A 14,803-nucleotide genomic window follows, 5' to 3' on the forward strand; every position below is an offset into this window, starting at 1 on the left:
CGCCCGTCCTCAGATCACCCCCGCGCCCCACTGACCGCCCTCCGGCGCCCCCGGGAGCACCCAGGCCACCGCGGAGGCCGTGTGGGTCAGGAACGGGGTGAGCGCGTCGCGTTCGGCGAGGCGGGTCTGGACCCGGGCGAAGAGGGCGGGGTCGGGCATGAAGGCGCAGAAGAGCAGGCCGCGGTCGGCGGGGGCGTCGTCGTAGGACCAGCCGCGGCGGAGCATCCGGGCGCCGCCGTCGAGGCGGGGGCTGCTGAGGCGGACGTGGGCGCCGGCGGGGATGACGTAGGAGCCGTCGGGGTGCTTGGCGTAGATGTCGGGGTCGTCGTGCTCGGCGCTGCCGGTGAGCGGGGCGCCGGTGTCGGCCCGGCGGCCCATGGCGAGTTCGCGGCCGTCGGCGGGGAGGGCCGCGAAGGCGGCGGTGTCCATCCGGATCCGGCGGTAGACCAGGACGGTGCCGTCCTGGTGCCAGAGGGCGGGGTCGGCGGGGTCGGGGTTGGCGGTGCCGTCCTTGAAGCCGAACAGGTTGCGCGGGGTCCCGCCGTCGGGGGTGGGCGGCAGGAAGCCGCCCTGCTGCCAGCGGAGGGCGGCGCCCGCGGCGGTGGCGGCGGTGAGCAGGTGCTCGGCCAGGACGCCGGTGGTCCAGGGGTGTTCGGCGCTGACCTGGAGCAGCAGGTCGCCGCCGCCGCGGGCGGGGTCGAGGCGGTCGCCGGGGAAGGCCGGGAGTTCGGCGAGGGTCTCGGGGGCGGGCAGCCGGAGGCGGGCGGCCAGGGCCGGTCCGAGCGCGGCGAGCGAGGTGACCGGCGGGGTGCCGGCCAGCCGGGCGTCGGCGAGGGTGCCGTCGGCGGCCCGGGCCAGGACGTCCCCGGTGCCGGCCAGCAGGGTGCGCAGCGCGCCGCGGTCGGCGTCGGCGGGGAGGTCGAGGGCGAGCAGCCGGGTGGCGGGGAGCTGGCGGTGCACGACGCCGCTCTGCCGGGCGCCGTGGAACGGGACGGCCGCGGCGGGCGGCGGCGGGGCGGTGGCGGCGGGCCGGTCCTCGCGGGTGAGCGCGGTGGCGGCACCGGCCCCGGCGGCGCCGGCGGCGAGGACGGCCCCGGCGGTGAACAGGGTGCGGCGGTCGATCCGGGGCCGGTCCGGCGTGCTGTCGTCCTGCGGGTTCCCCGGTTCGGTGTGCATGGCCGCCATTGCAGACGATAGAACACGTTTCATGCAACTCCGCCTCTCTTCCTTCACGTTGATGACTCGTCAGGCCCGGGCGGGCCGGTTGGTGCTGGGTGCGGCGCTGCTGCTGCTCCCGGCGGCGGCCGGGTGCTCCCCGGGCGGTGCGGGCGGTTCCTCGGCCGACCGCCATCCGCCGGGGACGGTGGTCCGGGTGCCGGAGGACTTCCCGACCGTGCAGCGGGCGGTGGACGTCGCGAACCCGGGCGACCTGGTGCTGGTCGGCCCGGGGACGTACCGGGAGAGCGTGCGGATCACCCGGCCGCGGGTGGTGCTGCGCGGGACGGACCGCGATGCGGTGGTGTTCGACGGCGGGCTGAAGCTGGTCAACGGGATCACCGCGACCGGCGCGGGCAGCGTGGTGGAGAACCTGACCGTGCACGGCTACCTGGCCAACGGCGTGCTGTTCACCGGCGTCACCGACGAGAAGCTGCAGCGGCACGGCGCGGGCGGCTCGGCGTACGACCCGCTGGACACCACCCGCTTCCCCGCCGTGCAGGGCTTCCGGGCGACCCGGGTGACGGCGTACGGGAACGCGCTGTACGGGATCTACGCGTTCGACGCGCGCGGCGGGGTCATCGAGGAGTCGTACGCCTCGGGGCAGGCCGACTCGGGGATCTACGTCGGGCAGTGCAAGCCGTGCGACACCCTGGTGCGGGGCAACACGGTGGAGCGCAACGCGGTCGGGATCGAGATCACCAACGCCTCGGAGAACCTGACCGTGGTGGGCAACCGGGTGGTGGGCAACCGGGTCGGGGTGACGGTCAACTCCAACGACCTGGAGTCGCTGGCGCCGCAGCACGCCGCGGTGATCGCGGGCAACGTGGTGGCGGACAACAACGCGGCGGACTCGCCGGTGCAGGCCGACGGCGGTTTCGGGATCGGCATCGGGATCGGCGGCGGCACCGGCAACCGGGTGGAACGGAACCTGGTGCGCGGCAACCGGTCGGCGGGCGTGGTGGTGACCGACCCGCCGGGGCACCCCGCCGCAGGCAACCGGGTGACCGGCAACGGCGTCACCGGCAACGGGGTGGACCTGGTCAGTTCGGCGGCCGACCCGAGCAACTGCTTCACCGGGAACGGGCCTTCGACGCAGAGCCCGGACGGCCTGGAGGGGCTGGCGGCCTGCGACGCGACCGGCGCCGGACGCGTCCCGGCCGGGCGGGCGGCCGGGGTGCAGGCCCCGCCCGGGACGGCGTTCAACGCCGTGCCGGTGCCGCCCGCGCAGCCCTCGCTGCCCGACCCGCAGGCCCCGGCGGTGCCCGCCGTCGACCTGCCGGGCCGGGTCGACCCGGACTCCTACCCGCTGCCCACCGGCTCCTGAAGCCATCCCGGCCCGTCCCGGCCCGCCGCCGCCCGCCGCCGCCCGGCCTCAGCCCGCCGTCGCCCAGGGCGCCTCGGGGAGCTTCGCCCCGGCGGACCGCCCGTGGAAGTCCAGGGTGGTCGGGGTGCCGAGGCCGGGCATCCGCATGGTGACCCGGCGCAGGCCGCCGTCGGCGTCGATCCAGTAGGTGAGCGGCGAGGTGTCACCAGGGCTCCCGCCCCCGGTGACGGCTCCGCGCGGGCGGGGGCCGGAGATCCGGTCGTGGTCGCGGCCGTCGATCCGGTCCCGGCCGAGCCGGCGCGGTCCGGCCTGGGCGAGCAGCAGCGGGTTGTCGGGGCGGTCGGCGCCGAGCTGGACGGCGAGGTCGAGTCCGGCGTCGAGCGGGTCGGTGCCGTAGGGGCGGGAGGTCCAGCCGGTGCGCGGGACGTGTTCGGCCTGTTCCCAGGGCTGTCCGGTGGCGCCGGCGGGGGCCTTGGCGAGGCCGAGCCCGCCGGCGTCCCAGATCAGCAGTCCTTCGTCGAGGACGCCCCGGGGCCCGGTCACCCGGTAGCTCCCGGCGGCGTGCCGGGTGCGGTAGTCGATCACGCCGTGCACCTCGACGGTCGTCCCGCCGCCCTCCCGGACGGTCAGGTCGACGGCGGCGGGGCTGGTCCCGTACAGGGTGAACCGGGACAGGGCCAGCCGGGACGCCTCCTCGGTGCTGAGCGGCCGGGCGCCGTCCTCGCGGGCGGCGACCCGCCAGGCCGTCACCCCGCCGGCGGCGACCAGGACGGCGGCCAGCACGGCGGCCACCGCGTACCGGCGGCGGTTCTTCTTCTGCGTTGCCACGGCTTCCTCTACAGGGGGTCACGGGTGGGGCCCCGGGTCGGCACCCGGGGCCCCGTTCTCGGTGGTGCGTCAGTTGCTCCGGCGCCTCCTCGCCGCGATCACCAGGCCGGTGCCGAGCGCCAGCAGCAGCGCTCCGCCCGCGAGCGCGAACGGGACGGTCCCGTCCAGGCCGGTGCTGGCGAGGCTGCCGGACGGTGCCGGGCGGGCCTGCGGGGGCGCGGGCGGCGCGGGCGGCGCCGGGGTCGGGGTGGGCGTCGGCGACGGGGTGGGGGTGGGCGTGGGCGTCGGGCTCGGCGGGACGGGGGTGTTGACGGCGGTGGTGGTGATGCCCGCGTCGAGGTGCGCGTCGTCCAGCACGACCGGTCCGAGGACCGGCTGCTCGGGGGCCCGGTAGCCCTTGGGCGGGCTGACCTCCTGCCAGTAGTAGCTGCCGAGGTCGGCCTGCTCGGTGCAGGTGCCGTCCTCGCCGGTGGTGCACGGGTCGCCGACCTTGCTGTCCTCGGGTTGCAGGCCCGGGGTGTCGTCGGTCTCGCGCCACAGCTGGAAGACCGCGCCGGGCAGCGGCTTGCCGTCCGGGTCGTGCTTGACCAGGCGCAGCGCGCCGCGCTGCCGCTGGAAGCCGAAGTCGAAGCTGTGGTCGTCCTGGCCGGGGCCGCCGGTGGTGAGCGCCCGCTCGACGTACGTGCCGCCCTTCGGGACGGTGCCGTCGGAGTCGGTGAGGCGGTTGTCGCCGACGTTGTCCTTGGTCGGGACCCAGTGGTACAGCGGGCCGCCCTCGGCGTAGTCGGCGGGGTGGTCGAGCCGGATGGTGTACGCGGTCCTCGGCTTCAGGCCGCCGGTGACGTCGCCGTCGTCGAAGTAGTACTCGCCGCGGGCGGTGGTCTTCGTGGTGCCGACCAGCTTGCCGTCCGCGTCGTACAGGTGGACGGTGGCGCCGGGGACGGGCTTCTGCTGTGGCAGTTGCAGGCCGGAGCGCTCCGGGTCGTACCAGACCCGGTTGCCGATCTGCAGCGGGGCGCGGTCGCAGAGCACTTCGAGGTCGGCCATCGCGGCGCCCTTGCCGAAGCGCGAGCGGCCCTCGGACAGCTCGTTGCCGAAGCCCGGGTCGGGGGCGCCGGTGCGGAGGGTGAACATGGTGCCGGCGGTGACGATGTTGTTGGACACGTCGTAGCCGGAGGTGGCGATGGAGTCCTCGACCCTGGACAGCGCCAGGCCGGCGAAGGCCGGGTACGGGTGGCCGTTCGGGTACGGGCGGCTCTGGTCGAAGAAGCCCTTGTTCCGGACGGTCTGGCCGCAGCCGAGGTTGACGTCCAGCACGAAGGTGCCGCCGGACTCGCAGGCCTTGTTGAGGTCGGCCGAGGCGAGCACGTAGGTGAAGCCGTTGGGCAGCGGCTGCCCCTCCGGCGGGGCGGCGGCGGCCTGGTCGGCGTACCGGTCGCGGAAGGCCAGCAGCATCGAGCCGTCGGTCTCGAAGCCGACCTCGCCGAGTTCGGGCTCCGGGTTGATCCCGCAGACCGCGCCGCCGACCAGCGGCTGGGTGTCCTGCCACGGGTACCAGAAGTAGCCCGCGCAGGGGGCGGCCGGGGTGCCGCGGTGGTCGAGCGGCTGGTCGAGCACGGCGGCCCCGAAGGCGCCGGTGGCCGGGTCGAAGGGCAGCACCACGGCCCGCAGGTCGGTGATCCTCCCGGTGGACTGGCCGGAGCAGACGCCGCCGACGTAGCCGACCCCGTCCTGCATGCCGAGGCCGTACGGGCGCCAGTCGTCGGCCGACGGGCAGCCGCCGGACGGGATGGCGTACCCGGCCTTCGGGGCGGACGCGGTCGGCGCGGTGGCGTCGTACCGGTACAGCTTGCGGTCGTGCAGGTTGACCACGTACAGGTCGCGGCCGTCCTCGGTGAGCTTCAGCCCGCCGAGGCTCTCCTTGCCGACGGCGGGCAGGAACGCCGCGTCGTCGCCGTCGGTGTGCGCGGTCGTCCCGGCGTCCGGGACGGTCGCGAACAGCGCGGTGCTCTTCTTCGCCGGGTCGGTGACGTAGATCGCGCCCGGGCCGCCGGGGCCGTACGCGGTGGCCCGCTTGGCCTGGGCGGAGCTGAACAGCCGCTGGTCGTCCCGGTTCCAGGCGATGCCGAAGACGTTCCCGGTCTCGCCGCTGGTGCCGAGGTCGGTGACGTCCTTGTTCACGCCGCGCGACTCGTACGGGAAGGTCAGCAGGGTGCGCTGGGCCGCCGGGGAGCCGATCGGCGGCTGGCAGGCGGTGGCCAGCGGCGCGTTGCGCTGGCAGTAGTCGGCGGGGTTCCACAGGCCGGTGGTCAGGGTGGCCTGCTTGCCGGCCGAGAGGTCGACGAACTCCTCGTTGCTGCTGAGCCTGTCCGGCGCCCCGGTCAGGCCCTCGCGGGCGGCGAACGCCGGGTACAGCACGCCCGGCTGCGGATTGACCACCTCCACCCGGTACGCGCCGCTGGCGGTGGCCTTGGCGGGCGTCAGGGTCACGGTGCCGTCGGCGGCCGTGACGCCGGTGCGCACCGCGCCGTCGTCCCCGGTCAGGGTGACCGTCACCCCGCCCAGGCCCGGCTCCAGCGCCGGGCTCCACGTCCCGCTCTCGTCGACCGCCCGGACCACCCGCACCGTCACCGAGCCGTCCGCGGTGGCCGGCGAGGCCGACGGGGCGGCGACGGCGGTGGCCGCCGCGAAGGCCGCCACCACGGCGGCGGCCCGTTCGGCCCGCCGCCGTCGCGCGCCCGGTACGGGCGCCCTGGTCTGTTGCTCTGTCTGGGTCATGCCCTGCTCTCGTCGTCGGTCGGGAAGGCACGCCGGACCGCCGCCGGAAGATCCCCCGGACGGCCCCGCGCGCACCTCTTTTGGCCGAATGTTAAGCGGAATACGACCATCCGGGTTGCCTTACAAGGAAATTGACGAACCGTCACGAAGCACATCGATCAGATTCGCGTGCGCCTCGTGCGCCCCCGCCCTGCGACCGGAGGGCGCACGGAAGATCGCTCCGTCGATCTCTCGCCGAACGGATTTGTCGACCTGCCGACCGGTCGTTCCCGTGCCGGACGTTCCGGCGTGACCGGGGTGGGTGGGCGCAGGAGAATGGAACGGTTCGCGGGAGCTCTGGATGCCTGGAGGCGTGCGATGCGAACCCTGATCGTGGCGGAGATCGACACCGAGAAGTCCAACGAGCTGATCACCAGCGGGAAGATGCCCGAGATGATGGGCCGGATGATGGAGCAGTTGCGGCCCGAAGCGGCGTACTTCTACCCGCTGAACGGGCACCGCGGGTTCACCCTGGTGGTGGACGTGGACCAGGAGTCCGCACTGGTCACCACCATGGAGCCGCTGTGGATGCGGCTGGGCGCCAAGGTCACGGTGACGCCGTGCATGTCGGCGGACGAACTGCGGGCCGGGATCGAGAAGTTGCGGGGCTGAGCGGGCGGAACGGCAGGACGGCGAGGCCGCCGCGGCCTTTGGGGGGCGCGGCGGCCTAGCGGGTCGTGCCTTCTCCGGCGGGAGGGCTCAGCCGGCGTCGATCCGGGCGGCCCGGCGCAGCAGGGCGGGGCTGATCCGGCCGAGCAGGCGCGCCGCCTTGGCCTCGACGGTGACGGGGACGACGGGCTTGCGGGTGCGGACGGCGCGGACGATCTCGGCGGCGACCTTCTCCGGGGGGAAGCCGCGGCGGGCGTACAGCTCGGAGACCCGGGCCTGCTTGGCGGCGAGGGCCTCGTCGTCGAGGCCGGAGAAGGTGCTGGTGCGGGTGATGTTGGTGTTGACGATGCCGGGGCAGATGGTGGAGACGCCGATCCGGTGCGGGGCGAGTTCGGCGCGCAGGCAGTCGGAGAGCATGAAGACCGCGGACTTGGAGGTGGCGTACGCGGCGAGCTTCTTGGCGGGCAGGTAGGCGGCGGCGGAGGCGAGGTTGACCAGGTGGCCACCGGTGCCGCGTTCGACCATGAGTCGCCCGAAGGCGCGGCAGCCGTGGATGACGCCCCACAGGTTGACGTCCAGGACGCGGCGCCACTCCTCCTCGGTGGTCTGCAGGAAGGTGCCGGAGTGGCCGACGCCCGCGTTGTTGACCACCACGTCGGGGACGCCGTGGTCGGCGGCGACCTGCCGGGCGAAGGCGTCGACGGCGGCGCCGTCGCTGACGTCGACCCGGTACGCGGCGGCCTTCACGCCGGAGAGTTCGCACAGTTCGGCGGTGCGCTGCGCGGCGGGCAGGTCGCGGTCGCAGACCACGACCCGGGCGCCGGCGTCGGCGAAGGCGAGCGCGGTGGCCCGGCCGATGCCGCTGCCGCCGCCGGTGACCACCACCAGCTCCCCGGCGCCGGAGGGTTCCCGGCGGGGCGCGTCGTGGTCGCGGGCGGTGAACTCGCGGACCAGGGCGGCCACCGCGGGGCCCCGCTCCAGCAGCGCGGACCAGTGGGTGGCGTGCAGGGCGCGCCGGGTGAGCCGGGGGACCCAGCGTTCCAGGCCCTCGGAGAGGAAGTCGCTGACGTAGCGGTCCCGTTGCAGGGTGATCAGCTGCACCGGCACCTCGGTGTGCCGTTCGCGCGGGGCCCGCACCCGGGGGCGCATGTTGGCCCGGTACAGCTCGATGCCGTGCACGGCGTCCTCGGCGAGGGTGGCCTGCGGGTGGCCGGGCCGGGGGCGGACGGCCTCCAGGTCGCGCAGCACGCGCGGCCAGAGCCGGGCCAGGCCGAGCCGCCAGGCGGCGGGGGCGAGGACCGGCAGGTGGAACACCGCGATGTACCAGGAGTGGGCGCCCTGGCACAGCAGTTGGGCGAGGTGCCGGGGGGTGGGGCGGCGCAGCCGGTGCCGGATCCAGTGGCCCATGTGGTCGAGGCAGGGGCCGGACATCGTGGTGTAGGAGGCGATCCGCCGGTGGGAGCCGGGTGCGGTGACGGCCTCCCACGCCTGGACGCTGCCCCAGTCGTGGGCGACCACGTGCACGGGGCGGTCGGGGCTGACGGCGTCGGCGACGGCGAACAGGTCCGCGCCGAGCAGTTCCAGCCGGTAGTCCGCGCGGACGGCGGGCACCCCGGAGGCGCCGGAGCCGCGGGTGTCGTAGCGCACCACGTGGTGGTCGGCGGCCAGGTCGGCGGCGACGTCGTCCCAGACCGAGTGGTCGTCGGGGTAGCCGTGCACCAGGATCACCGTCGGGTCGGCCGGGTCGCCCTGCTCGTACACGGCGAGGGGGAGGCCGCCGGAGTCGACGGTGCGCCGGCGGGGCGCGTCGGTGCCGTGGGTCCCGTTGCTGCGGCCGGTCATGCTGCGTCCTCCTGGAGTGCCCAGCGCCGCACGTGCGGCAGGTCGTCGTCGAGCCAGTACGCGTCCTCGTCGGTGACGACGAGGAGTTCCTCGAACTTGATGCCCACCTCGCGGAAGCCGATGTGCGGTTCGACCGCCCACAGGCCCGGGGTGGGGGCGTGCCGGGAGGCCCGGCCGCCCGCCCACAGCGGGGAGCGGCCCTCCAGGCGTTCCTTCACCAGTTCGCGTCCGAGGGTCTGCAGCGTACGCACCCCGAAGCCGAACAGGTTGACCCCGGCCGGGCCGCGGGCGGTGTTCCGGGTGACCTGGTGGCCGATCACCCGGCCCGGGTAGACCCGGTGGCGGTTGTCGTAGCCGTGCGCGGCGAGTTGGGCGTCGACGGCGGCGTACACCTCGGCGAGCGGCTTGCGGGCGCGGACCTCGCGCAGGATCAGCTCGCGGTAGACCCGCAGGTCCTCGGCGAGCAGGTCCCAGACCGGGTTCTCGCCGACCTTGCCGCCGTAGCCGATGTCGGCGGTGTAGCCGTCGACCACGGGCGCGCAGTCCAGCACGTACGGCATGCCCTCGGCGAGGACGCGGGAGCCGGCGAAGAACTGCAGCGGGGTGTGGAAGTGCCGGAACGCGGTGCGGTCGCCGAACCAGGCGAACGGCACGTGGAAGAAGTCCCGCACCCCGGCCCGCACCAGGCGGCGGCGCAGTTCGGCGGTGGTCCGGCGTTCGGTGACGCCGGGTTCGATCCAGGCGGCGACCTGTTCGGCGCAGTGGTAGGCGAGCTGCTGGACCTCCCGGAACCTGGCCAGGTCGCGCTCGTCGTAGGGGAACCGCGGCGGCTTCGACACCTCACACCTCCAGGACGAGGGTCTCGCCCTCGGCGGCCCGGGACACGCAGGGCAGCACCAGCCCGGCGGCCCGCTGCTGTTCGGTCAGGCGGCGGTCCCGGTGCTCGGGCGTCCCGGCGGACACCTTGAGCACGCAGGTGCCGCAGAAGCCCTGCCGGCACGAGTACGGCAGGTCGGGGCGCAGCCCGCGGGCGACGTCGAGCGCGGAGCGGTCCGCCGGGACGGCCAGCGTCGTGTCCCCGATCCGGATCGCGAACGGGCGTCCGGCGCGGATCGGCGCGGCCCCGAAGCGTTCGAAGTGCAGCGCGGCGGCGGGCGAGCCGGGCAGCGCGCGCTGGACGGCCAGCAGCATCGGCGCGGGCCCGCACACGTAGACGGCGGCGCCCCGGGGGGCGTGCCCGAGCAGTTCGGCGGCGTCCGGGACGCCGTGCGCGTCGTCGGTGCGGACGGTCACCCGGGCCGGGTCGAGCGCGGTCAGCTCGGCGGTGTACGGGAGCGCGGCGGCGGTGCGGCCGGTGTGCACCAACCGCCAGTCCACGCCCGCCTGCTGGGCGGCCCGGGCCATCGGCAGCAGCGGCGTGACGCCGATCCCGCCGGCCAGGAACAGCACCTTCTCCTCGCCGCAGAACGCGAAGCCGTTGCGCGGCCGGCGCACCCGCAGCCGCACGCCCACGTGCAGCGCGTCGTGCACCTCGACCGAGCCCCCGCCGCCGTCGGCGATCCGGCGCACCGCGATCCGGTAGCCGTGCCGGTCGGCCGGGTCGCCGCACAGCGAGTAGTGGCGCTCCCGCCCGGACGGCAGGGTCAGCACGATCCGCGCCCCGGGCTGCCAGGGCGGCAGCGTCCCGCCGGACGGGTCGGCCAGCCGCAGTTCCACCACGTCCTCGGCGACCGCCCGGTGCGAGACCACCACCAGGTGCAGCGGCGGCACCCCGCGCGCCTCCGCCCGGCGCGGACCGCGCCGCAGCCCGGGGCGGCCCAGCGCGGGGGCGTACCAGTCGCCGAAGGCGGTCAGCCGGGCGAAGAAGCGGTCGGCCCGTGGGCGTCCGTAGAGGTCGGGGGGCGGGGTTTCGAGGTCCATGGGGTACGGCTCCAGAGACGAAGGCAGGGGCGCGGGGAACTGCGCGCGGGGGAACGGGGCGCGGGCGAGGTCCGTGGACGGAGAGTCGGTGGCAGGTGGGCGGAGCCGCCGGGCGTGACCCGCTCCGCGGGGCCCGCGGCCAGGACGCGGGTACTCGGGGAGTCCGGATCTTCCCGAAGTCCCGTTCCCCCTCGCGCGGTTCCCCGCGCCCCTGTTTTCGCTCAGCGCGTCGCGGCGGCCTGCGCGGCGGGCGACTTCGCCAGGTACGCGAGGGCCTGCGAGGAGCTGCCTTCGCGCGTGGGGTGGTAGCCGGGGCCGAAGTACCTCGCGGCGGAGCGCAGGAAGCGTCCGGGTTCGGGGAGCAGGCCGCGCCGCGCCGCGCGCCGGGCCTCGCGCCAGGTGGGGGCGAGGCGTCCCTCCAGGGCGGGGTCGGCGGCGAGCAGGAAGCGGGCGCCGCGGATCCACAGGTGGACCAGCAGCGGGCCGGAGACGGCCATGCCGCGGACCCGGCGCAGGTAGCCGGGGTCGAGGTGGCGCATCAGGTCGTAGGCGACGCTGCGGTGCTCGACCTCCTCGGCGCCGTGCCAGCGCAGCAGGTCGAGCATGGTGGGGTCGGCCCCGGCGCGGTCGAGGCCGGGCGAGTTGAGGGCCCAGTTGCCGAGGAAGGCGGTGAAGTGCTCGATCGCGGCGACGAAGGCGACCCGTTCGATGGTGTTCTCGCGGCGCTGACGGGCGGTCAGTCCGGGCTTGTCGCCGAGGACGCGGCGGAACAGCCAGCTGATCTGCCGGACGTAGGGGCGGGGGTCGAGGCCCTGGCCGAGCAGGTGGTCGAGGACCTCCTGGTGGGCTTCGGCGTGGATCGCCTCCTGGCCGATGAAGCCGAGCACCTCCTCGCGCAGCTGCTCGTCCCGGATCAGCGGCAGCGCGTCCTTGAACACCTTGACGAACCACCGCTCGCCCTCGGGGAGCAGCAGGTGCAGGACGTTGATGGTGTGGGTGGCCATCGGCTCGTCGGGGATCCAGTGCAGCGGCAGCCCGGACCAGTCGAAGTGCACGTCGCGCGGTTCGAGCACCAGGCTGTCGTGCACGGTGGCGGGCGGGGTGGGGCGGGGCATGGGGTGCCTCCTGACGCGCGGTGGACGAGGCGGTGGACGCGGGCGGCCCCGGTGGGCACACCGGCAAACTACTCGCGGGTAGCGGGCCCGACAAGGGTTTCGACCACTCTTATCAACATCGAGTCTAATAAGCCGCCCGATCGGGTGACCCGCCCCGGGGACCCGTTTGCCACCGCCCCCGCGAACCGCCAGGGTGTGTCCCGTGCCGGGGCGACGGCAGCGCGAGCACCGGCCGGACGAGGAGCACCGCCGCCGCGTCGACGGGCGGCGGTCGCGGATCGGCACCCCGTGCACCCGCCCCGACGCCACCGCCCTGCAGGAGGTCCCGTGACCGACGCCCGCTCGCCCCTCGTCCGCGCGCTGATCGCCCACCCGGTGCTGGCCGCGCCCGGCTACCCGCCGCCGGACCACGCGCCCACCGGACCGGCCGAACTGTTCACCGCCTGGCTGCTGGACGCCCTCGCCGCGAACGTCCCGGACGCCCAGGTGCTGACCCTCGCCACGGTCGACGCCGAGGGCCGCCCGGACGCCCGGGTGCTCGTCCTGCGGGACGTGCAACTCCTCACCGCCGACTGGCACTTCTGGACCGACCCGGACTCCCCCAAGGCCGCCCAGCTGGCCGCCCGCCCGGACGCCGCGCTCACCGCCTACTGGCCCGCCCACGGCCGCCAGGTCCGCCTGCGCGGCCCGGTCCGCCCCTCCCCCGCCTGCCCCACCCCCGCCCCCGACCTGCGCTGCTACGCCCTGCACCCCGACCGGGCCGAGTTCTGGCAGGCCGGCCCCGACCGCCACCACCTGCGCCGCCGCCACACCCGCACCCCCACAGGCTGGACGGACACCGGCTGGACCGACGCCCGCCTGCCCGGTTAGTGCTCCGGCGGTGCCGGGTGCCCGGCGGCGGACCCGGCGGCCGTCCTCGTCGGAGGCCGACCTCACGCGGCGCGGTCGAGGCCGGCGTCGGGCCCGCCGTCCGCCGTCAGAGGGTGGCGGCGCGCAGCACGATCAGGGCGACGGAGGCGACGGTGAGGACCGCCGCCGGAGCGGCGCCCTTGCGGTCGCCGACCCGCAGGTGGAAGGCGACCGCCCCGGCGAAGTAGAGCGTCAGGCCGATCGCGGCGGCGATTCCGACGGGCCCCCACCGGAGCCCGGCGATCACACCGGCCGCGCCCGCGATCTGAGCGGTGATCAGGAGGGCCATCATGCCCTGCGGCACTCCGAGGGTGGACATCTGCTCGGTGATGTGCCGCGTCCGCAGGGACTTGGCCCCGGCCGACACCAGGAGGAGCGCCGACATGACCACGGTGACGACGGCGAGGGAGACGAACATGGCTGGAACCTCAATCGTGCGAGATGCGAGTAAGGGAGCGTGCGCACCTCGACGACGATAGGCGGCCGTCAGGTACCTCCAGGTAACCTTCGGGGCGTGAGCCTGCGCCCCGGAATCGTCTTCCTCGCCGACTGTCCCGCTCTCCTGGCCATGGAGATCATCGCCAGCAAGTGGTCCCTGGTCACGCTCTTCGCGCTGACCGAAGGCCCGTTGCGCCACGGCGAGTTGGTCGAGCTGAGCGGTGGCATTTCGCGCAAGGTACTGACCCAGACGTTGCGCCGGCTCCAAGCCAACGGGCTCGTCGAGCGGCACGCGTACGCCGAGGCGCCGCCGCGCGTGGAGTACGGCCTGACCGACCTCGGGCGCACCCTGGAGGAGCCCATCAGGATGCTCACCGCGTGGGCGCGGGAGAACGGCGAGGCGGTCGTCACCTTCCGGGAAGCGGCCGAGGCGGCCGGGACCGTCGAGGCGGATCGGGCGACCCCGGTGAAGACCCCTCCTGTTGCTCAGCACCCGGGCCGTTCCTGATCGACGGAAGGGGCCTGCGCACGGGGCCTCAGATCATCGGGAGGCAGGGCTCGGGCACGGCGTCCGCGGGCAGCAGGGCGAGGACGGCGGCGAGGGTGTCCGGCACGCCGTCCACCTCGCGGACCTCCCGGCGGCCCTCGCCGTGGCGGATCTCGTAGCGGTCGCCGCCGAGCGCGCGGACCATCGGGAGGTCGTGGCAGACCGGGTGCTCGGCCCGGCGGCTGAACGTCAGCCAGAACATCGACATCCCCGGGGAGAGCGCCCGCAGCCGCGGTTCGGCGTGGGCGGCCTCGATGAACGCGCGCAGTTCGGCGGCGTACCGGGGCCGGGGCCGGGCGGCGCGCAGTCCCGCCCAGCGGGCCGGCACCGGGTCGCCGCGCTCGTACGCCTCGGCGAGCTCCGAGGTGCCCAGGAAGGGCCAGCGGTCGGTGAGTTCGCGCACCGGCACGGCCCGCAGCCAGTGCGCCGCCGCCCCGGCCACCGCCGCCAGGTCGTCGGTGCGGCCGGCGGCCATGGGGACCCACCGGACCGAGCACCGGACCCGGAAGGCGCGCTCCCCCTCGGCCGTCGTCACGGACACCGACCGTTCGCCCGCCTCGGCCCGCACCGAGCCCGGGTACCGGTCGGGCGTGTCCGCGGGCAGGGCCGCGCCGAGCGCGGCGCGCAGCGATCCGGCCCGCACCAGGTCGGGGTAGTGGCGGGCGTACCCGTCCGCGGGCTGCTCGATCACGGGCCGTTCGGTCGCGGGCCGTTCGGTCGCCGACTGCTCTGTCGCGGGCTGCTCGGTCATGGCGTCGAGTATGCGCCAGGCGCGTCCCGCGCGCCGGGAGTCGACGGACCAGCCCCCGGCCATTGGACTGGACCATTCACCCGCAGCCGTTAGCATCGCGCCCATGGACGACACGGTGGTCCCGGACGAGCCCCGCTGGCCGGGCCTTTCGGGCGGGCGCTGGTTCGGGGCGGGTTTCTTCGCGGTGCTGGTGGCGGCGGGCGGTTTCGGGGCGGCCCGGGCCCAGCTGTCCCAACCCGCGGCCGAGGGACGGGTGCTGGCGGGGCTGGCGCTGTTCGGGGCGTTCCTGGCTTTCGTGTGCGGGCAGTTGGTCGCCCGGGGCGGCGGCCCGGACGGCGGGGTCCCGGTGTTCGGCGCGGGTACGGCCGTGCTGGCGGGGGCGGCGCTGGGGGCCGGGGGCGCGGCGGCGGGCGGCTGGGCCGGCCGGCCGCTCGCGGTGGCGGCGCTGCTGGCGGCGGCGGGCGCGGTGCCGGGCGCCCGGCACT

General features: G+C 75.5%; 14 protein-coding genes and 1 pseudogene. 6 read left to right on the forward strand and 9 right to left on the reverse strand.

All coding sequences use genetic code 11. The features are described 5' to 3' along the window. Positions 1–9: 9 nt before the first annotated feature. Positions 10–1,176, reverse strand: a complete 1,167-nt coding sequence (locus ABD345_RS22300; RefSeq protein WP_344554290.1) for a Dyp-type peroxidase — start codon at positions 1,174–1,176, stop codon at positions 10–12. A gap of 61 nt (positions 1,177–1,237) precedes the next feature. Between ABD345_RS22300 and ABD345_RS22305 the strand changes: the two genes are divergently transcribed. Then, positions 1,238–2,542 carry a right-handed parallel beta-helix repeat-containing protein gene (locus ABD345_RS22305; protein ID WP_344554291.1) on the forward strand — a complete coding sequence of 435 codons (1,305 nt, stop codon included), beginning with the start codon at positions 1,238–1,240 and terminating at the stop codon, positions 2,540–2,542. 48 nt (positions 2,543–2,590) lie between these two features. Here the strand turns inward: ABD345_RS22305 and ABD345_RS22310 are convergent, their stop codons facing one another. Further along, complete coding sequence (locus ABD345_RS22310) at positions 2,591–3,370, reverse strand: hypothetical protein (RefSeq protein ID WP_344554292.1); 780 nt, start codon at positions 3,368–3,370, stop codon at positions 2,591–2,593. 69 nt (positions 3,371–3,439) lie between these two features. Next, positions 3,440–6,148, reverse strand: a complete 2,709-nt coding sequence (locus ABD345_RS22315) for an SdrD B-like domain-containing protein (RefSeq protein ID WP_344554294.1) — start codon at positions 6,146–6,148, stop codon at positions 3,440–3,442. Positions 6,149–6,505: 357 nt separating this feature from the next. Here ABD345_RS22315 and ABD345_RS22320 point away from each other — a divergent pair, with 357 nt between their 5' ends. Continuing rightward, on the forward strand, positions 6,506–6,799 hold the full coding sequence (locus ABD345_RS22320) for a hypothetical protein (RefSeq protein ID WP_344554295.1): 294 nt from the start codon (positions 6,506–6,508) through the stop codon (positions 6,797–6,799). Positions 6,800–6,886: 87 nt separating this feature from the next. On the opposite strand, the gene ABD345_RS22325 is transcribed toward ABD345_RS22320, so the two are convergent. From ABD345_RS22325 to ABD345_RS22340, 4 genes are all read right to left on the reverse strand, one after another. Continuing rightward, positions 6,887–8,638, reverse strand: coding sequence for an SDR family oxidoreductase (locus tag ABD345_RS22325; protein ID WP_344554297.1), 1,752 nt, complete (start codon positions 8,636–8,638; stop codon positions 6,887–6,889). Continuing rightward, positions 8,635–9,477 carry a M24 family metallopeptidase gene (locus tag ABD345_RS22330; RefSeq protein ID WP_344554299.1) on the reverse strand — a complete coding sequence of 281 codons (843 nt, stop codon included), beginning with the start codon at positions 9,475–9,477 and terminating at the stop codon, positions 8,635–8,637. Before ABD345_RS22330 ends, ABD345_RS22325 begins: the two co-directional genes overlap by 4 nt. A 1-nt stretch (position 9,478) precedes the next feature. Beyond that, a complete protein-coding gene (locus ABD345_RS22335; protein ID WP_344554301.1) occupies positions 9,479–10,558 on the reverse strand; it encodes a PDR/VanB family oxidoreductase in 1,080 nt (359 codons plus the stop codon). Between the two features lie 221 nt (positions 10,559–10,779). Continuing rightward, the gene (locus ABD345_RS22340) at positions 10,780–11,673 is read right to left on the reverse strand and encodes a metal-dependent hydrolase (RefSeq protein ID WP_344554302.1); all 894 of its coding nucleotides are present in this window, start codon (positions 11,671–11,673) and stop codon (positions 10,780–10,782) included. A gap of 202 nt (positions 11,674–11,875) precedes the next feature. On the opposite strand from ABD345_RS22340, the gene ABD345_RS22345 reads away from it, so the two are divergent. Both ABD345_RS22345 and ABD345_RS22350 read left to right on the forward strand, forming a co-directional pair. Then, on the forward strand, positions 11,876–12,004 hold the full coding sequence (locus tag ABD345_RS22345; protein ID WP_344554303.1) for a hypothetical protein: 129 nt from the start codon (positions 11,876–11,878) through the stop codon (positions 12,002–12,004). Continuing rightward, on the forward strand, positions 12,001–12,543 hold the full coding sequence (locus tag ABD345_RS22350) for a pyridoxamine 5'-phosphate oxidase family protein (RefSeq protein WP_344554304.1): 543 nt from the start codon (positions 12,001–12,003) through the stop codon (positions 12,541–12,543). The genes ABD345_RS22345 and ABD345_RS22350 overlap by 4 nt, the downstream gene beginning before the upstream one ends. A gap of 106 nt (positions 12,544–12,649) precedes the next feature. Here ABD345_RS22350 and ABD345_RS22355 read toward each other — a convergent pair whose 3' ends face one another. Then, positions 12,650–13,000 carry a DoxX family protein gene (locus ABD345_RS22355; protein WP_344554306.1) on the reverse strand — a complete coding sequence of 117 codons (351 nt, stop codon included), beginning with the start codon at positions 12,998–13,000 and terminating at the stop codon, positions 12,650–12,652. Between the two features lie 150 nt (positions 13,001–13,150). Here ABD345_RS22355 and ABD345_RS22360 point away from each other — a divergent pair, with 150 nt between their 5' ends. Beyond that, positions 13,151–13,528 (forward strand): winged helix-turn-helix transcriptional regulator, encoded by a 378-nt coding sequence (locus tag ABD345_RS22360; protein WP_344554318.1) that lies wholly within the window; start codon positions 13,151–13,153, stop codon positions 13,526–13,528. A 28-nt stretch (positions 13,529–13,556) separates the two neighbouring features. Here the strand turns inward: ABD345_RS22360 and ABD345_RS22365 are convergent, their stop codons facing one another. Further along, complete coding sequence (locus ABD345_RS22365; RefSeq protein ID WP_344554309.1) at positions 13,557–14,318, reverse strand: DUF6193 family natural product biosynthesis protein; 762 nt, start codon at positions 14,316–14,318, stop codon at positions 13,557–13,559. A 103-nt stretch (positions 14,319–14,421) separates the two neighbouring features. Here ABD345_RS22365 and ABD345_RS22370 point away from each other — a divergent pair. Continuing rightward, a pseudogene (locus tag ABD345_RS22370) lies at positions 14,422–14,803 on the forward strand (hypothetical protein); the annotation flags it as partial.

Source organism: Kitasatospora saccharophila (assembly GCF_039529925.1).
GTDB lineage: Bacteria > Actinomycetota > Actinomycetes > Streptomycetales > Streptomycetaceae > Kitasatospora > Kitasatospora saccharophila.